At 74.2% G+C, this 17,427-nt stretch carries 18 protein-coding genes and 1 pseudogene; 15 read left to right on the top strand and 4 right to left on the bottom strand.

The window, feature by feature from the left end; genetic code table 11:
* Positions 1-12: 12 nt before the first annotated feature.
* The 5 genes from F6X53_RS21055 to F6X53_RS21035 all read left to right on the top strand — a co-directional run bounded on the left by F6X53_RS21055 (position 13) and on the right by F6X53_RS21035 (position 4,672).
* Positions 13-1,185, top strand: a complete 1,173-nt coding sequence (locus F6X53_RS21055) for a phage portal protein (protein WP_151002267.1) — start codon at positions 13-15, stop codon at positions 1,183-1,185.
* Between the two features lie 72 nt (positions 1,186-1,257).
* Positions 1,258-1,818 carry an HK97 family phage prohead protease gene (locus F6X53_RS21050; protein WP_151002265.1) on the top strand — a complete coding sequence of 187 codons (561 nt, stop codon included), beginning with the start codon at positions 1,258-1,260 and terminating at the stop codon, positions 1,816-1,818.
* A 24-nt stretch (positions 1,819-1,842) separates the two neighbouring features.
* A complete protein-coding gene (locus F6X53_RS21045; protein ID WP_151002263.1) occupies positions 1,843-3,126 on the top strand; it encodes a phage major capsid protein in 1,284 nt (427 codons plus the stop codon).
* Positions 3,127-3,317: 191 nt separating this feature from the next.
* The gene (locus F6X53_RS21040) at positions 3,318-4,415 is read left to right on the top strand and encodes a hypothetical protein (RefSeq protein ID WP_151002261.1); all 1,098 of its coding nucleotides are present in this window, start codon (positions 3,318-3,320) and stop codon (positions 4,413-4,415) included.
* Positions 4,416-4,426: 11 nt separating this feature from the next.
* The gene (locus F6X53_RS21035) at positions 4,427-4,672 is read left to right on the top strand and encodes a hypothetical protein (protein ID WP_151002259.1); all 246 of its coding nucleotides are present in this window, start codon (positions 4,427-4,429) and stop codon (positions 4,670-4,672) included.
* A 61-nt stretch (positions 4,673-4,733) separates the two neighbouring features.
* Here F6X53_RS21035 and F6X53_RS21030 read toward each other — a convergent pair whose 3' ends face one another.
* Positions 4,734-5,603 carry a S1 family peptidase gene (locus F6X53_RS21030; RefSeq protein ID WP_151002256.1) on the bottom strand — a complete coding sequence of 290 codons (870 nt, stop codon included), beginning with the start codon at positions 5,601-5,603 and terminating at the stop codon, positions 4,734-4,736.
* A 196-nt stretch (positions 5,604-5,799) separates the two neighbouring features.
* Positions 5,800-6,549: a S1 family peptidase gene (locus F6X53_RS21025; RefSeq protein WP_151002254.1), complete on the bottom strand. Its 750-nt coding sequence runs from the start codon at positions 6,547-6,549 to the stop codon at positions 5,800-5,802.
* A gap of 86 nt (positions 6,550-6,635) precedes the next feature.
* Here F6X53_RS21025 and F6X53_RS21020 point away from each other — a divergent pair, with 86 nt between their 5' ends.
* The 8 genes and pseudogenes from F6X53_RS21020 to F6X53_RS20985 all read left to right on the top strand — a co-directional run bounded on the left by F6X53_RS21020 (position 6,636) and on the right by F6X53_RS20985 (position 11,078).
* The gene (locus tag F6X53_RS21020) at positions 6,636-7,310 is read left to right on the top strand and encodes a head-tail connector protein (protein ID WP_151002252.1); all 675 of its coding nucleotides are present in this window, start codon (positions 6,636-6,638) and stop codon (positions 7,308-7,310) included.
* Positions 7,311-7,328: 18 nt separating this feature from the next.
* A complete protein-coding gene (locus tag F6X53_RS21015) occupies positions 7,329-7,739 on the top strand; it encodes a phage major tail protein, TP901-1 family (protein WP_151002250.1) in 411 nt (136 codons plus the stop codon).
* Between the two features lie 2 nt (positions 7,740-7,741).
* Complete coding sequence (locus tag F6X53_RS21010; RefSeq protein WP_151002248.1) at positions 7,742-8,125, top strand: gene transfer agent family protein; 384 nt, start codon at positions 7,742-7,744, stop codon at positions 8,123-8,125.
* Positions 8,095-8,277, top strand: coding sequence for a phage tail assembly chaperone (locus tag F6X53_RS21005; RefSeq protein ID WP_151002360.1), 183 nt, complete (start codon positions 8,095-8,097; stop codon positions 8,275-8,277). The genes F6X53_RS21010 and F6X53_RS21005 overlap by 31 nt, the downstream gene beginning before the upstream one ends.
* A gap of 66 nt (positions 8,278-8,343) precedes the next feature.
* Entirely contained in the window at positions 8,344-8,922 is a 579-nt protein-coding gene (locus F6X53_RS21000) for a phage tail tape measure protein (RefSeq protein ID WP_151002247.1), read from the top strand.
* Between the two features lie 24 nt (positions 8,923-8,946).
* Positions 8,947-9,571 (top strand): annotated as a pseudogene (locus F6X53_RS20995) (phage distal tail protein, Rcc01695 family).
* Between the two features lie 81 nt (positions 9,572-9,652).
* Positions 9,653-10,543 (top strand): DUF2163 domain-containing protein, encoded by an 891-nt coding sequence (locus F6X53_RS20990; RefSeq protein ID WP_151002245.1) that lies wholly within the window; start codon positions 9,653-9,655, stop codon positions 10,541-10,543.
* 10 nt (positions 10,544-10,553) lie between these two features.
* Complete coding sequence (locus F6X53_RS20985) at positions 10,554-11,078, top strand: NlpC/P60 family protein (protein WP_151002243.1); 525 nt, start codon at positions 10,554-10,556, stop codon at positions 11,076-11,078.
* On the opposite strand, the gene F6X53_RS20980 is transcribed toward F6X53_RS20985, so the two are convergent.
* Both F6X53_RS20980 and F6X53_RS20975 read right to left on the bottom strand, forming a co-directional pair.
* Complete coding sequence (locus F6X53_RS20980; protein WP_151002241.1) at positions 11,050-11,334, bottom strand: addiction module antidote protein; 285 nt, start codon at positions 11,332-11,334, stop codon at positions 11,050-11,052. The genes F6X53_RS20985 and F6X53_RS20980 overlap by 29 nt on opposite strands.
* Positions 11,331-11,636 carry a type II toxin-antitoxin system RelE/ParE family toxin gene (locus F6X53_RS20975; protein WP_210386400.1) on the bottom strand — a complete coding sequence of 102 codons (306 nt, stop codon included), beginning with the start codon at positions 11,634-11,636 and terminating at the stop codon, positions 11,331-11,333. The genes F6X53_RS20980 and F6X53_RS20975 overlap by 4 nt, the downstream gene beginning before the upstream one ends.
* A 59-nt stretch (positions 11,637-11,695) precedes the next feature.
* Here F6X53_RS20975 and F6X53_RS20970 point away from each other — a divergent pair, with 59 nt between their 5' ends.
* Both F6X53_RS20970 and F6X53_RS20965 read left to right on the top strand, forming a co-directional pair.
* Positions 11,696-15,595 (top strand): baseplate multidomain protein megatron, encoded by a 3,900-nt coding sequence (locus tag F6X53_RS20970; protein ID WP_151002237.1) that lies wholly within the window; start codon positions 11,696-11,698, stop codon positions 15,593-15,595.
* 187 nt (positions 15,596-15,782) lie between these two features.
* On the top strand, positions 15,783-17,366 hold the full coding sequence (locus F6X53_RS20965; RefSeq protein ID WP_151002235.1) for a DUF2793 domain-containing protein: 1,584 nt from the start codon (positions 15,783-15,785) through the stop codon (positions 17,364-17,366).
* The last annotated feature ends 61 nt before the right edge of the window (positions 17,367-17,427 follow it).

Here is a 17,427-nt window from a genome sequence, read left to right as displayed (position 1 = left end):
AAAGGTCACCCCATGCCGAACCTCATCACCCGGCTGGCGCGGGCGGCGGGCTACGCGCCGCGCGTCAAGGCGGCGCCGCTTGCGGGGCCGGCCTTCGTGTTCACCGGCGATGGCCGGGCGGTGTGGACGGCGCGGGACGGGACGGCGCTCGCCCGCGAGGGGTTCCAGCGCAACGCCGTGGTGCATCGCTGCGTGCGCCTCGTCGCCGAGGCCGCCGCCTCCCTGCCGCTGTTCCTGACCGGCCCCACCGCCGAGGCCGCCCGGCCGCTCGCGGCACTGCTGGCCCGCCCGAACCCCCGCGAGGGCGGAATGCGGCTGATGGAGGCGCTCTACGGGCACCTGATGGTCTCCGGCAACGCCTATCTGGAGGCGGTGAGCCTCGACGGGCAGCCGCGCGAACTCTACGGCCTGCGCCCCGACCGGATGCGGGTGGTGCCGGGCCCCGACGGCTGGCCCGCCGCCTACGAATACAATGTCGGCGATCGCAGCCTGCGCTTCGACCAGACCCGCGAGGGCGTGCCGCCGATCCTGCATCTGAGCCTGTTCCACCCCACCGACGACCATTCCGGGCTCCCGCCCCTGGAGGCGGCGGCGGTGGCCCTCGACATCCACAACGCGGCCGGCGCCTGGAACAAGGCGCTCCTCGACAACGCCGCCCGCCCCTCGGGCGCCCTCGTCTTCGCCAACGCCGCGGGCGCCTCCCTGAGCGAGGCGCAGTTCAGCCGGCTGAAGGGCGAGCTCGAGGCGAATTACCAGGGGGCCGGCAATGCCGGGCGCCCCCTCCTCCTCGAAGGCGGGCTCGACTGGAAGCCCCTCGCGCTCTCGCCGAAGGACATGGATTTCGTCGAGGCCAAGGCCGCTTCCGCCCGCGAGATCGCCCTCGCCTTCGGGGTGCCGCCCCTGCTGCTCGGCCTCGCCGGCGACAACACCCACGCCAATTACGCCGAGGCGAACCGCGCCTTCTACCGGCAGACCGTGATCCCCCTGGTGCGCCGCACCGCCGATTCCATCGCCCACTGGCTCGAACCCGCCTTCGGGCCGGCGAGCCTCGAACCCGACCTCGACGCCATCGAGGCGCTGGCGCCCGAGCGCGAATCCCTCTGGCGCCGGGTGGAGGGGGCGGATTTCCTGAGCCGGGCCGAGAAGCGCGCGGCGGTGGGCTACGGGCCGGGCGCGGAGGCCTGATTGCGGGCGCCGCCCGCGGCCATCGGGCCGGGTACCGGCCCTCCTGAAAAACCCCCTGGAGTGGATTGTTCGATGGATGGCCATTTCACCGGCTATGCCAGCCTGTTCGGCGTGCCCGATCTCGGGCGCGACGTGGTGGCGCGGGGCGCCTTCGCCGAGAGCCTGGCGCGGCGCGGGCCCGGGGGCGTGCGCCTCCTCTGGCAGCACGACCCGGCCGAGCCGATCGGGCGCTGGCTCGCGCTGCGCGAGGATGCGCGCGGGCTCTTCGTCGAGGGATGCCTGAACCTCGCGGTGCAGCGGGCCCGCGAGGTCGACGCGCTGATGCGCGAGGGCGGCCTCGACGGGCTCTCGATCGGCTTCCGGACCCAGAGCGCCGCGCCGGACCGGGCGGGCTACCGGCAGCTCCTGGCAATCGACCTCTGGGAGATTTCCCTCGTCACCTTCCCGCTCCAGCCCGGCGCCCGGGCCGACCCGCCCGCCGGCGCCGGCCCGCTCGCCGCCGAGATCCGCTCCGTCGCCCGGCGCCTCGCGCCGCGCCGGGCAGCGCCCTTCGCCCCTCTCCCGGCGCCCTTCCCTGCGCCCTTGCCCGCCCACCGCCCCGCGATCCGGCTGCGGCCGGCCGCGCGGGCCTGATTCCGCCCCAGCCCCGAGGTTTTCATGACCCTGCACAGCCCCATCGAGACGAAATCCGCCCTCGCCGCCCTGGAGAACAAGGCCGGCACCGGGCGCGAGGCCCCGGGGGAGGCCAAGGCGGCGCTCGCCGAGCTCGCCACCGCCTTCGAGGCCTTCAAGGAGACGAACGACACCCGCATGGCCGCGCTCGAGGGGCGCCTCTCGGGCGATGTCCTCACCGAGGAGAAGCTCGCCCGCATCGACGCCGCGCTCGACACCGCGCGCACCCGCCTCGACCGCCTCAGCCTCGACCGGGCCCGCCCGCCGCTCGGCGGCCCCGAGCCCCGCCGCGACGGGATCGGCGCCGAGCACAAGGCCGCCTTCGACCTCTATGTCCGGGCCGGCGAGAGCGCCGGTCTGAAGCGGCTGGAGGCGAAGGCCCTCTCGGCGGGTTCCGGCCCCGATGGCGGCTACCTCGTGCCGCCGACGATCGAGCGCGAGGTGCTGCGCCGCCTGAGCCTGCTCTCGCCGATCCGCGCCATCGCGGGCCAGCGCACCATCTCGGGGGGCCAGTACAAGCGGGCGGTCTCGACCGGGGCGCCGCAGGCCGGCTGGGTCGCCGAGACCGCGCCCCGCCCCCAGACCGACGGGCCGGTCCTCTCGGAGCTGAAATTCCCGGCCATGGAGCTCTACGCCATGCCGGCCGCGACCCAGACGCTCCTCGACGACGCCGTGGTGGATATCGACGCCTGGCTCGCCGACGAGGTCGAGACGGCCTTCTCCGAGCAGGAGGGCGTCGCCTTCGTCAGCGGCGACGGGGTGAGCCGCCCGAAGGGCTTCCTCACCTACGACACCGTCGCGAACGCCGCCTGGGTGCCGGGCAAGATCGGGTTCGTCGCCACCGGGGCGGCCGGCGCCTTTCCGGCCCAGAACCCGGCCGACGTGCTCTACGACCTCGTCTACGCCCTGCGCGCCGGCTATCGCCAGAATGCCGGCTTCGTGATGAACCGGCGGCTGCAGAGCACGATCCGCAAGTTCAAGGACCAGGACGGCAACTACCTCTGGCAGCCGCCGCTCGCCGCGGACCGGGCCGCGATGCTGCTCGGCTTCCCCGTCACCGAGGCCGAGGCGATGCCGGACGCCGCCGCCGGCAGCCTCTCTCTGGCTTTCGGCGACTTCCGCCGCGGCTACCTCGTGGTGGACCGGACCGGCCTCCGGGTGCTGCGCGACCCCTATTCCGCCAAGCCCTACGTGCTGTTCTACACCACCAAGCGGGTCGGCGGCGGCGTGCAGGACCACGAGGCGATCAAGCTCCTGAAACTCGCCTGAGGCGACGGGGCCTCCGGGCGATCACCCCGGGGGCCCCGCCCGACGATGAGGCTCGCCCGTCACACCGCCGGGAATTTGGGGACAAATCCCGATCCTCCAGACTATAAGACTCTATTCCAGGAACAAACACCATTATAAACCAATTGATGGGCGCGACGACGAAGCCCTGACTTGCTTCTGGACTTATTATCATGAATTTAGACGGGGCCGAGAATGCCAAGGCGGAGGTTTTTCTCAAGGCCTTCAAATATTCTGAGATCGCATCGTCCCTGTCCGACGAAGAAGATCAGCCGGTCTTCGTAGCATCGCCGGGAACCGAAGCCCACGATGACATCGTCCAGGCGCGGCGAAAGAGGAAATTCGACCCAAAGGAACTGATCGCCGTCGGCATCGTGAAGCCGAAGGACCAAGATCGACCGACCGATGGGCTCAAACTCGGGATCTTTATCCAGCGCCGGCGGCTGATCCACCATCCGGTGGTGGAGGCCGCCAAGCGCATCGCCGGCGACGAGGCGCGCGTCATCGTCACGGGGCCGGTTCGCCGGCAGGCCCCCGCGAACACGGGTCATTGCCGGCCGCTGCGCATGGGCGCGTCAGTGGGTCATCACCGGGTCACGGTCGGCACGATCGGATGTTTCGGCGTGAGCCGTGACGGCAGCGGCGTCGGCATCCTGTCGAACAATCACGTGCTGGCCCATACCAACAAGGGCCTGCGGGGCGATCTCGTGCTGCAGCCGGGACGCGTCGATTGCGGCCCGAGGCGCGGAACGCTGAACCAGGTCGCGACCCTTCACGAATACGTGCCCATCGACTTCGCGCCCGGCGCCTCCAATCTCGTCGATTGCGCCTTCGCGCTCCTGTCGGAGGGCATCGCCTGCGACGGATGCACGATGGATGTCCTCTCGACGAGCCCGAAAGCCTGGGCGATCGGCGAGCCCGAGGAACTCATCTTCGACGACGTTCCGGTGCAGAAGGTCGGACGGACCACGGGATTCACCGAAGGTACGGTCGAGGCGATTGGCGTGAACAACGTCAAGGTGCAGATGATAGGCGGGCCGAGACCCAGATATGCCCTGTTCAATCAGCAGGTCGCGGTCGCCGGCATCCACGAGACCTTCTCGAAAGGGGGAGACAGCGGCTCGCTCATCTGCACCCGGGACGGAAGGCCGGTCGCCCTGCTGTTCGCGGGCACCAAGACCGGGGGACGTCACGGGCGTGGCATCACCTATGCGAATCCGATCCACACTGTCCTAGATTCACTCGAGATCGACATCTACGCCGGGGGCTGAAGGAGCCGAACATGGGTGACCAGCGAGACAAGCTTCTGGCGTCGCGCCCAGCCGCCATGGAGGCCAAGGACGCCTTCACCTCCCTGTATGCCAGCGGCCGCGCCGACCGCTCCGTCGGGCTCGGCCTTAACCAGAGCGGCGACGATTGGGCCGTGAAGGTCTTCGTGCAATCGTCGTCCGCCGCCCGCGAGTTACCGGATCATTTTCGCGATTTCGACGTCGAGGTTCAGGTGACCGGGCCCGCCAAGGCCTACTGAGCGCGGAGCGCCACCGGCATCCCTCGCCCCCGGGACGGACGGCGCCCCCCGCTGCGGCGCGCTAGTTCCGCCGGCCCGGCCGCGCCATCCAGTCCGAGCGGTTGCGGCGGTTGGCGGGCAGCGCTTCGCCGACCTGCATCTGGGCGAGCTCGGCCGCGCGGGAGCTGATCCAGCTCGCATGCTCGCCGATCGGCGTCACGGCGGTGAAGCCGCCGCAGGCGGTGCGATGGCGGGCGCTCTGCTGCATGGCGCCGCTCGACCAGCTCACCACGCCGACGATCTGGTAGCCGCCGGGGCCGCCGCGCAGGATCGGGCCGCCGGAATCCCCCAGGCAAGCGCCCGCGCCCGCGGTCTCGGCGAGGCGGCGCCGGTCCGTCACCACGGTGACCCGGTTGGCGACCTGCAGCGAGCCGATCGAGACGAGATGGGCCTCCCGCAGGGTGCGGGCGGTGTTGCGCCGGTTCTCGGCCACGACCCCGAACCCCGCGATCTCGACGCTCTCGCCCGTCGCGATGCCGCCGCCGCCGCGGGGATCGAGGGGCTGGAAATCGGCCCCCATCGGCTGGGCGAGCTTGATCAGCGCGAGATCGACGCCGGGCTGGTCCTCCGGCGTGGTGCCGGGCACGAAATCGGGGTGCATCGAGGCCGCCACCGTGCCGATGCGGTGCTGGCGGAAGCTGCGGTCGACCGCGATCACGCTGTAGCCCGCCCGGTGCATCACGCAATGGGCCGCCGTCAGCACGAGGTCGGGGGCGATCAGGGTGCCCGAGCAGATCTCGCCCTGCGTGCTCTCGATGCGCACCACCGAGGCGCGCAGGCCGTTCGGGTCGCGCGAGACCTGCCCCTGGATCACCGCCGCGGCCGGCAGCGGCGCGAGGCCAAGGCCCAGGAGGACGGCGAGGCACGCCGTGCGGAGGGGGATCGCGAACATCAGTCTCTCCCGCAACCGGGTGCACACCGGGGACGAAGGCCAATCGAGCGTAGCGTAAGGCAATGGGCCGGCCAAGCTCTGGTTCCACAACTTGGAGTCCGGGAACTTGGAGTCCGGGAACAGGCCGCCGACGCCGGAGCCCGCCCGGCCCGTCCGCGCCATCACGGGCCAAGCCGCTTCCTGCAAACGCGCGGGCTCACTCCCAGGATGCCGCGCGGCCCCAGCCCGCGAGGGTCCGGTCGATCCAGTCGCGCTGCGGGCCGAGCAGGACGCCCTGCGAGATCGCCCCGCAGGCGCCCCCGACCCAGGCCGAGACCGCGAGGACGGCTCCGCCCGGGCCCGCGATGGGGCCGCCGGAATCGCCCTGGCAGGCCCCGGCCGGGCCCTTCCCGGGCTTCAGCCAGACCAGGATGCGGCTCGGGCCGTAGGGCTCCACGACGGGCAGTTCGACGGAGCGGAAGGTGCCGGTGCTGCGCGCCTCGCCGGGCCGCGCCACGCCGTAGCCCGCGAGGGTCAGGCTCTCGCCGGCCCGCGGCAGGGCGGGACTGAGCGCGGCGGCGCGGAAGCGCGGCGGCAGGGGCGTGGCGGTGCGCAGGAGCGCGAGGTCGATCGAGCGGCGCCGCCCCGCGATGGCGCCCGCGTCGTAGCCCGGATGCACCGTTCGGGCGGCGAGATCAACCAGCACCGGCTGCCCGGCCTCGTCGCGAAAATGCACCCGGTGCTCGGCCCGGCCGGCGGCGCAATGGCCCGCCGTCAGCACCGTGTCGGGGGCGAGCACCACGGCGCTGCAGACGCCGCCATCCGAGGACAGGACCATCACGCTAGTGCCCGAAGCCTCCGGCGCCGCGCGCCCGCCGATCACGGCGCGCGCCGGCCCGGCGAGACCGAGGGCGAGAACGAGGCCCGCCGCGATCCCGCGAAGGCCGCCGCCACGATCAGCCACCATCACACCCCCTCCTTGCCCCGCGGCGAGACCGGAGACCCGCCATGACCCCGATAGGCATGACCCCAATAGGCATGTCCCCGATAGTCATGACCCCGATACGCGTCGAGGCGCCGAGCGTCGAGCCGGTCACGCTGGCCGAGATGCGGGCCTATCTGCGCCTCGACCCCGACGATGGCGGCGCCGAGGACGGCCTGATCGCGGCCCTGATCGCGGCGGCCCGGGTCGCGCTGGAGCAGGAGACGCGCCGCATCCTGGTGCCGGGCCGCTTCCGCCTCAGCCTGGCGGATTGGCCGCCGGGCGACCTCCCGCTGCCGCTGAGCCCCGTGACGGGCCTCCTGCGCGCCGGCCTCGCGGGGCGGGATGGCGGCGTCACCGACCTCGCGCCGGGCCGCGTGCAGCTGCGCGGCGACGGGCTCGAGGTGGCGGCTCTGGGGAGCCTGCGCCTCCACGACGAGCCGCCGCGGGGCTCCCTCCCGGTCTACGCGATGTTCGGCGATGCCGAGATCCGCGACGCCTCCGTGGACGGGGCGGAGCGCCAGGCCCACACCCTCGCCCTCGTGGTCTTCGCGAAGCCCGGATCGAGCCGGACCGCCCTCGACACGGCGGCCCGCATGGCCGCGCTTCTCACCGGCACCGACCTCGTGCTGACGGGCCACGCCCTCGTGACCTGCCGCGTCCTGGCGCTCGCCGCGACCCGCGACCCGCTGAGCGGCGAGGCGCGCGCCACCCTGACCCTCCAGGCCGTCACCGAGACCGCCTGATCGCCACCGGAGCCCGACATGACCGCCCAGAAAGGCAAGGACCTGCTCATCAAGGCCGGCGACGGACGCGGCGGCTTCACCGCCGTCGCTGGCCTGCGCGCGCGCCAAATCGCCCTCAACGCCGAGGCCGTCGACGTCACCAACGCGGATTCCGCCGGGCGCTGGCGGGAATTGCTGGCAGGCGCTGGCGTCCGCCGCGCCGCCCTCTCGGGCTCGGGCGTGTTCCGGGACGAGGCCTCGGATCTGCGCCTGCGCCAACTCTTCTTCGAGGGCGTGATCGAGACCTTCCAGGTGGTGGTGCTGGCCTTCGGCAGCATCGAGGGGCCGTTCCAGATCGTCAGCCTCGAATATCGCGGCGAGCATGCGGGCGAGGTGACCTTCGACATGTCCCTCGAATCCGCTGGCGCCCTCGCCTTCACGGCGCTCTGAGCATGGCCAACCACAGGCGCGGCGAGGTGCCCCTCGCCCTCGGGGAGACCCGCTACACCCTCTGCCTCACCCTCGGGGCGCTCGCCGAACTGGAGGACGCGCTCGGCGCCGGCGACCTCGTCGGCCTCGCCGAGCGCTTCGCGGGCGGCCGGCTCGCGAGCCGCGACCTGATCGCGCTGCTCGGCGCGGCGCTGCGCGGCGGCGGGCACGATCTCGCCGACGCGGCCGTCGCGCGGCTGCCCCTCGCGGGCGGCCTCGAGGCGGTGACGGAGGCGCTCGGCGCCGTGCTGGTGGCGGCCTTCGGGGATCCCGACCCGGACCCTCGCGGGCCACGGGAGGCCCCGAGCCGGGAGCGATCCCCGCCTTCCCGTGGGACGACGCGCTGAGCCTCGGCCTGCACATCCTGCGCTGGCCGCCCCCGGTCTTCTGGGCCGCGACGCCCCGCGAACTCGCCCGCGCCGCCGGCGCCGGCCGGCCCCGCGACCCGCTCCGCCGGGCCGATCTCGCGCGCCTCCTCGCGGCGTTCCCGGACGGCTGAGCAGCCGCCCCCGGCGACGGTCGGGACGCAGCCGCCTCCCACCACCCTCCCGACCCGGAGCCCCCCATGCCCGAGACCGAACTCGACCGCGCCAACGCGACGCGCATCAAGCAGCTCGATACCCTCGACCGCCTGGCCCAGAAGTTCGGGCAGAGCCTGTCGGGGGCGCTGACGCGCAATCTCGGGGCCGGGCGCCAGCTGGAAAGCGTGCTCGGCTCCCTCGGCACCAAGCTCGCCGGGCTCGCCGTCAAGGCCGCCCTGAGACCGGTGAAGCAGGGCATCACGAGCCTCGTCAACGGCCTCCTGAGCACCACCGCCCTCGGCGACGAGACGGCCTTCGCGCGCGGCGGCGTGATCGGGAACGGCCGGGTGCGGCCGTTCGCGGAGGGCGGGATCGTGGCCGCGCCCACCTATTTCCCGATGCAGGGCGGCACCGGCCTGATGGGCGAGGCCGGGCCCGAGGCGATCCTGCCCCTGCGCCGCGGCAGCGACGGCCGCCTCGGCGTGGCGGCGGGCAGCGGCGGGCGCCCGGTCTCCGTCACCGTCAACATCGCGACGCCCGACCTCACGGGCTTCCGCCGCTCCGAGGCGCAGGTCGCCGCGAGCCTCGCCCGCGCGGTGGCGCGCGGGCAGCGCGCCCTCTGAGGCCTCGATCCGCAGGAGCCCTGAATGTCCGCCGATTTCCACGAGGTGCGCTTCCCGCTCGACGTCAGCCTGCGCGGCAGCGGCGGCCCGAGCCGGCTCACCGAGATCGTCACGCTGGCCTCGGGCCGCGAGCACCGCAACAGCCGCTGGGCGGATTCGCGCCGCCGCTACGATGCGGGCTTCGGCATCCGCAGCCTCGACGCGCTCCACGCCGTCGTGAGCTTCTTCGAGGAGCGGCGCGGGCGCCTCTACGGCTTCCGCTACCGCGACCGGGTCGATTTCCGCTCCGGCCCGCCGGGGCTCGCGCCGAGCCCGACCGACCAGGACCTCGGGACGGGCGACGGCGCGACGCGCGTGTTCGCGCTGGCCAAGACCTATGGCAGCGGCCCGGCGCGCCATCGCCAAGCCGGTGGCCGAGAGCGTGCGGATCGCGGTCGGGGGCGTCGAGGTGGCGCGCGCCCGCTTCACCTGCGAGGCCGCCACCGGGCTGGTCACCTTCGTGGCCGCACCGCCGCCGGGCGCCCTGATCACGGCGGGCTTCGCCTTCGACGTGCCGGTCCGCTTCGACACGGACGAGCTCACGGTGAACCTCGAAGCCTTCGCGGCGGGGGAGATCCCGAAGGTGCCGCTGATCGAGATCCTGCCGTGACGGGAATCCTGCCGTGACGGGAATCCTGCCGTGCCGGGAATCCTGCCCTGACCGGCATCCTGCCCTGATCCGGAGCCCTCCATGCGCGACCTGCCCCCGGACCTCGCGGCCCGCCTCGCGGAGGGTGCGACGACCCTCTGCCATTGCTGGGCGCTGCGGCGCCGGGACGGCCTCGCCCTCGGCTTCACCGATCACGACCGCGACCTCACCCTGGGGGACCTCGTCCACGCCGCCCGCACCGGCCTCGAAGCCGCCGAGGCGAGCCGGGAGCTCGGCTTCGCAGTCTCGGGCGGGGACGTGGCGGGGGCGCTCAGCGCCCTCGGGCTGACCGAGGCCGACATCGCGGGCGGCCTCTATGACGGGGCCAGCGTCGAGACCTGGCTCGTGGACTGGACGAACCCCGAGATCCGCCTCCTCCTCGACCTCGGCACGCTGGGGGAGATCCGCCGGGCCGGCAACGCCTTCGTGGCGGAACTGCGCGGGCTGATGGACAGCCTCGACGCGGAGCGCGGCCGCACCTACCGCGCCACCTGCGGGGCCGATCTCGGGGACGGGCGCTGCCGCGTCGATCTCGCGCCCCTGCGCGTCGCCGCCACGGTGCGGGCGGTGCCCCGCCCCGGCCTCCTCGCCCTCGACCTCGCGCGGCCGGTGCCCGACGGGGCCCTGACGGGCGGGCACTTCACCTGGACCGGGGGCGCCAATGCGGGGCTCGCGGGCGACGTGCGGGCGCATGCGGACGGCGCCATCGAGCTCTGGGAGGCGCCGCCGCGGGCGGTCGCCCCGGGCGATGCCCTGCTGCTGGATCCGGGCTGCGACAAGCGCCTCGCCACCTGCGCCGGGACCTTTGCCAATGCGGTGAACTTCCAGGGCTTCCCGCACCTGCCGGGCAACGACGTCGTGCTGCGCCAGGTCCCGGGCTCCGGCCCCGGCCTCGACGGCGGCAGCCTGTTCCGCGCCGCGTCGGATACCTGAGGAGAGCGTCATGCGGGAACGCGCGACCGACCCGGCCGCCTTCGTTGCCGAGGCCCGGACCTGGCTCGGCACGCCCTATCGGCACCAGGCCTCCCTCAAGGGGGTCGGCTGCGACTGCCTCGGCCTCGTGCGGGGCGTCTGGCGCGGGGTGCTCGGGCCCGAGCCCGAACCGGCCCCGCCCTACGCGGCCTCCTGGGCGGAATCGGCGCCGGCCGGCACCGACCCGCTGGCGGAGGCCGCCGAACGCCACCTCATCCGCGTCGCTGGCCCGCCCACCGCGGGCTTGCCCGCCGCGGGCCCGCCCGCCGCCTCCGCGCCGGAAGCCGGGGACGTCCTGCTCTTCGCCTTCCGCCGCCACCTGCCCGCGCGCCACTGCGCCATCGCGACGGGGGCGGGCACGATGATCCACGCCCATGACGGGGCGGTGGTGGCGGAGGTCGCGATCACGCCGTGGTGGCGCCGGCACCTCACTCACGTGTTCCGGTTTCCGGGGGCCGCGGCGGCGCTCAGGCCCCCGGCGAGACCGTCAGCTTGACGCCCAGCACGTCCATCACCTTTCGGACGGTCTCGTAGCGGACCTTCGATCCGGGGGTGAGCGCCTTGTAGAGGCTCTCGCGGCCGAGACCGGCCTCGCGGGCGATCTGGGTCATGCCGCGCGCCTTGGCGACGTCGCCCAGAGCCGCGACGAACAGGTCCGGGTCGGGATCCTGCAGCGCCGCCGCGAGGTACTCGGCGATAGCTTCCTCGCTGTCGAGGAATTCCGAGGCGTCGAAGGGTGTGAAGCGGGTCATGAGAGGTCCCGATCGAGGTCGGCGGCCATAGCCTTCGCCTTCCGGATGTCGCGGCTCTGGCTCGATTTGTCGCCGCCGACGAGCAACAGGTAAATCGTTTCGCCTCTTCGTACATAATACAGGCGATAGCCCGGTCCGTCATGGATGCGCATCTCGAAGATGCCATCCCCGACCGGCTCGACATCACCGAAATTGCCGAAGGTTGCGGCCCGGATACGCGCAGCGATGCGCGCCTTGGCCCGCTGATCCCGCAGGCTGCCCAGCCAGCGCTTGAACACGTCTGACACGAGGATCGTCGGCACCCCGAATTCGTATCCGACAAGATACAAACCGGCAACCCACCCCATCTCCGGAGCCGCCCATGGCCACGCTGATCCTCTCGACGGCCGGGGCGGCGGCCGGGACGGGACTCGGGGGGCCGGTCGGCGCCCTGATCGGGCGGGCGGCCGGCGCCATCGCGGGGGCGGGCATCGACGGGGCGCTGTTCGGCACCCGCGCCAGCCCGCGCTTCGTCGAGGGGCCGCGCCTCTCGGACGTGGCCGGCCTCTCCTCCACCGAGGGCGACCCGATCCCGCGGGCCTACGGGCGGGCGAAGCTCGGCGGCACCCTGATCTGGGCGACGCGGCCCCTCGAAGTCGCCAACACCACGGTGGAGCGGGCCGCGACCGGGGCCAAGGGCGGCGGCGGCCAGAAGACCGTGCGCACGGCCTATGCCTACTACGCCAACCTGGCGATCGGCCTGTGCGAGGGCGAGATCGCCTTCGTGCGGCGGGTCTGGGCGGACGGACAGGAACTCGACCTCACCACCCTGACGCTGCGCGTCCACGCGGGCAGCCGCGATCAGGAGCCCGACCCGCTCATCGTCGCCAAGGAGGGCGCGACGCGAGCGCCCGCCTATCGGGGCCTCGCCTACGTGGTGTTCGAGCGCCTGGCGCTCGCCGATTTCGGCAACCGCATCCCGCAATTCGCCTTCGAGGTGGTGCGCCCCGTGGCGGGCCTGGCCGGGATGATCCGGGCCGTCGACCTGATCCCGGGCGCCAACGAGTTCGGCCTCGATCCCGATCTTGTCACCGAGGATGCGGGCTTCGGCGCGACCCGGGCCGCCAACCGCTTCCAGCTCCAGCGCGCCACCGACGTCACCGCCTCCCTGGACGCCCTGCAGGCCCTCTGCCCGCGGCTGGCTCAGGTCTCGGTCGTGGTGGCGTGGTTCGGCGACGATCTGCGGGCCGGGCATTGCACGGTGGCGCCCAAGGTCGACAATGCCGGCAAGGCGACCCGGGGCGACGTCTGGTCGGTGGCCGGGCTCGGCCGGGCGCAGGTCGGCGTGGTCTCGCGGGCGCCGGAGGGCGGCCCGGCCTATGGCGGCACCCCCTCGGATGCCGGCCTCGGCCGCCTCGTCGCCGACCTGCACCGGCGCGGCCTCAAGGTGGTGCTCTATCCCTTCCTGATGATGGACGTGGCGCAGGCCAACGCCCTGCCGGACCCGCGCGACCCGGGAGCCCCGGGCCAGCCCGCCTATCCCTGGCGCGGCCGCATCACCTGCGACCCCGCCCCGGGCCTGCCCGGCAGCCCGGACGGCAGCGAGGCGGCGGGCGCGCAGGTCGCGGCCTTCTTCGAGGGCGGGAGCGGGCTCGCCCGGATGGTGCTGCACTACGCCGACCTCGCGGGCGGCTGGGCCGCGGACGGCGTGCCGCTGGCCGGCTTCATCATCGGCAGCGAGCTGATCGGCCTCACCCGGGTGCGGGCGGCGGGCGGGCGCTACCCCGCGGTCGAGGCCCTGCGGCGCCTCGCCGGCGCGGTGCGGGATCGGCTCGGGCCGGGCGTCAAGCTCGTCTACGCCGCCGACTGGACGGAGTACGGCGCCGACGTGCGGGCGGGCGGCGCCGAGATCCGCTTCCCCCTCGACGACCTGTTCGCGGATCCGGCGATCGACGCCGTCGGCATCGATTATTACCCGCCGATCACGGATTGGCGCGACGGGCCGGACCATGCCGACCTCGCCGAGAGCGCCACGATCTACGATCGCGACTACCTGAGACGCCGCCTCGCGGCGGGCGAGGCCTTCGACTGGTACTATGCGGGCGATGCCGACCGGCGGGCCCAGATCCGCAGCCCGATCACCGACGGGGCGGCGGCCAAGCCCTGGATCTACCGGGCCAAGGACCTCGTGGCCTGGTGGTCGAACCCGCACGTGGAGCGGGCGGGCGGCGTCGAGACCCGCCGGACCGCCTGGGTGCCGGCCTCGAAGCCGATCTGGCTGACCGAGATCGGGGTGCCGGCCGTGGACAAGGGCACCAACGGCCCGAACGTCTTCCCCGACCCGAAATCCTCCGAGAACGCCGCCCCGCCGGCCTCCCGCGGCACCCGCGACGAGCTGATCCAGCTTCGCGGCCTGGAGGCGATCCTGACCCGCTTCGACCCCGAGGCGCCGGGCCACGACCCCGCCCACAACCCGGTCTCGCCCCTCTATGGCGGCCCGATGGTCGCGCCCGACGCGATCTTCGTCTGGGCCTGGGACGCGCGGCCCTTCCCGGCCTTCCCGGATTGCGACACGGTCTGGGCCGATGCCGGCAACTGGCGCCTCGGCCACTGGATCACCGGGCGGATCGAGGGGCTCGACCTCGACCGGCTGATCACCGCGATCCTGGCCGATCTCGGCATCGCGGCGCCGAGCCGGATCGAGGCCGCGGCCTATCTCGACGGCTACGTCATCGACCGCGCCCTCTCGGCCCGCGCCGCCCTGGAGCCCCTGGCGCAGCTCTACGGCCTCGACGTCTCGGCGGTGGCCGGCAGCCTGCGCATCCGCGGGCCCGAACGCCCGGTCGCCCTCGCGGCCGACGACCTCGTCCGGCTCGACCCCGACGAGGCGCCCTTGCGCCTCGTGCGCGCCGAGGAGAGCGCCCTGCCCCGCTCGCTCGAGATCGGCTTCAGCGATTCCGAGAGCGCCGGCTACCGCCGGGCCGCCGCGGCGGCGATCCGGCCCGCGGGCGCGCGGCGGCGCGAGACCCGCCTCGAGGCCGCAATCGTCACCCGCCGCGAGAGCGCCGAGGCCCTGGCCGAGGCCCGGCTCGACGCCGCCATCGCGGGCCGCGACACCGCGAGCCTCACCCTCAGCCCGAGGCGGGTCGAGCTCGAACCCGGGGATTGCCTCGCGCTGCCGGGCGCCGGCCTGCACCGGATCCTCAGGATCGCCGACAGCCCGGCCGGGCGGCGGATCGAGACGCAGGCGCTGCCCCTGCACGGGTCGCCGCCCCCGCCACGGCGAAGCGCCCCGGTGCCCGCCCGGCCGCCGGCCTCGGCCTTTCCGGGACCGCCCTTCGCGGTGGCCCTCGACCTGCCGGTGGACCGGGGCGACCCCGTCGCGCTGCAATATCTCGCGGTGGCGGCCGAGCCCTGGCCGGGGGATGTCGCGGTCTGGCGGGCGGCCGGGGACGGCGCCCCCCTGGCCCTGCACCGGCTCGTCGACTACCCGGCCTGCCTCGGCACGCTCAGCGAGCCCCTGCCCCCCGGGCCGCTCTGGCGCTTCGACCGCACGGCCGAGCTCGCGGTGGCGCTGCGCCATGCCGGAGGGCTCGCCTCGATCGACGCGGCGGGGGCGCTCGCCGGCGGCAACCTGTTCGCGGTGCGGGCGCCCGACGGCAGCGTGGAGATCCTGTCGGCGGCCGGCGCCGCGCTCACCGGCCCCGGCACCTGGCGCCTGACCCGCCTCCTGCGCGGCCTCGGCGGCAGCGAGGACGCGGCCGGAAGGGGAGCGCCGGCCGGAAGCCTGATCGTGCGCCTCGACGACGGGGCCGTGGTACCCCTCATCGACCGCCTCGACGAGGCCGGCCGCAGCTTCCGCTACCGGATCGGCCCGGCCGGGCGCGACCCGGCCGACCCGCTCTTCACCGAGATCACGGCGAGCGCGGGCTTCGGCGCGCTCACGCCGCTCAGCCCTGTGCACCTGCGGGCGCGCCGGGAGGCGACCGGCATCCGGCTGAGCTGGATCCGCCGGAGTCGGCGGGCGGGGGACGCCTGGGAGCCCGTGGAGGTGCGCCTCGACGAGCCCGCGGAAGCCTACGCGGTCGCGCTGTTTCAGCCCGACGGCCGGCTCCTGCGCAGCCTGACGGCCGCCAGCCCGAGCCTGCTCTACCCGGCGGCCGACGAGATCGCGGATTTCGGCGGGCCGCAGACCGCGATCGAGGTCTCGGTGGCGCAATGCGGCACCGTCGCGGGCCCCGGCCCCGCCCGCCGGGCCCGCCTGCCCGTGCGGGCGGGATGAGGCCCGCGCTTCCGCAAGCGCGTCCCGGCCCCGGCCCGTTTTTCAATCGCACCGCCTTCCCCCGCCTTCGAGGCTCCCGCAGCGGGCCGCGAGGGCGGAGATCCCGGGCCGGCGCGGCCATGCCGTCCCTCTCCGGATGAGGTCGGACGGGAGAAAGGCCGCGTCGCCCCCTCGCCCCGGAGTCCCCATGCCCGACACCACCCGCAACCTCGCCCTGCCGCTGATCGCGGCGGGGCAGGCGCAGAAGCACGTCACCCACAACGAGGCCCTGGGGCTCCTCGATGCCCTGGTGCAGCTCGCCTGCCTCGACAAGGACCGCGCCGCGCCGCCCGCGAGCCCCGCCGAGGGCGACCGCTACCTCGTGACCGCGGCCAATCCCGGGGGTGCCTGGGCCGGGCTGTCCGGGCAGGTCGTGCGCTTCGAGGACGGGGTCTGGGCCGGCACGGTGCCGCGGCCGGGCTGGCTCGCCTACGTGATCGACGAGGCCGACCTCTACCTCTTCGACGGCCGCGCCTGGACCAGCTTCCGGGCGAGCCTGACGGCGTTCCAGAACCTCGTCAGCCTCGGGATCGGCACGGGGGCGGACGCGCAGAACCCCTTCGCGGCCAAGCTCAACGCCGCCCTCTGGACGGCCCGGACCCAGCCCGAGGGCGGCAGCGGGGACCTGCGCGTCACCCTGAACAAGCAGGCCGCCGGCAATGTCCTGTCGCTCCTGATGCAGACGGGTTTCTCGGGCCGGGCCGAGATCGGGCTCGCGGGCGACGACAGCCTCGTGGCGCGGGTCTCGGGCGACGGGCTCGCCTGGACGGAGGCCTGGCGCGCCGACCCGGCGACGGGGTTCGTCGGATTCGGAACCCTGGCGGCCCGGGGCGCCGCGCCCGCCGCCCCCGTCGCCGCGGGGACGCGGGGCGGGGGCCCGCTGATCGCCCTCGAGGCCCTGCAGAATGCGGGCGCGCCGGGGGGCCAGACCATCCCGGGCGCGGCGATCCTCGCCCGCGTCGGGCGCGGCAGCCCCGGCGCCCCGGGCCCGATCCGGGCCGGCGACCGCTTCTTCGCCCTCCTCGGCCGGGGCTTCCACGCGGGCGGGGTCTATTCGGGGGACGCGATCTGCCTGCAGGGGCTCGCCGAGGAGGATTTCTCGGGCGCCGCGCAGGGCACCGCCCTCGATATCCAGACCACCGATCTCGGTGGCACGGCGCGGCGCTCCGTCCTGAAGGTGCGCGGCAACGGGGCCCTCGAATTGCAGCCCCGCGCCGGCGTGCCGGCCCGCGGGGTCGGGGCCGGCCAGATCGTGTTCGACAGCACCGCCACGGCCTTCCGGGGCCATGACGGGACGCGCTGGCTGCGGCTGACGAACCTCGTGCGCTTCGCCGCCGCCACCAATTTCGACAATTACCTGCCGGCCGAGGCCTGGACCCGGATCCAGTTCAACATCGGCGAGGTGAACGAGCAGGGCGCCTTCGCGGCCGCCAGCAACCGCTTCGTCGCGCCCGAGGACGGCGTCTACCGGTTCGGCGCGAGCCTCGCCTTTCGGCGCAACGGCGCCGCGGCGCCCACCGCCCTGCAGCTGCGGTTCCACCGCAACGGGGCCCCCGCCGGCCGGGGACGCGGCGCCGCGACAGGCCTCGTCAACGGGGTCTCGGTCGCGGCCGCGAACGCGACCCTGGCCCTCCAGGCCGGCGACGCCGTGGAGGTCTTCGCCCGTCTCACGGGCGCCGACGGCTACGTCGCGGCGGCCGACACGACCTTCTGGGGCCATGCGCTCCCGTAAGGCCTGCCCTCCCGTGACGCCTGCCCTCGCGTGAACCCCGCGTTCTCGCGCGCCCTCACCC

Source organism: Methylobacterium soli, from assembly GCF_008806385.1.
Lineage (GTDB): Bacteria > Pseudomonadota > Alphaproteobacteria > Rhizobiales > Beijerinckiaceae > Methylobacterium > Methylobacterium soli.
This window is presented reverse-complemented; position numbering and strand designations above follow the sequence as displayed.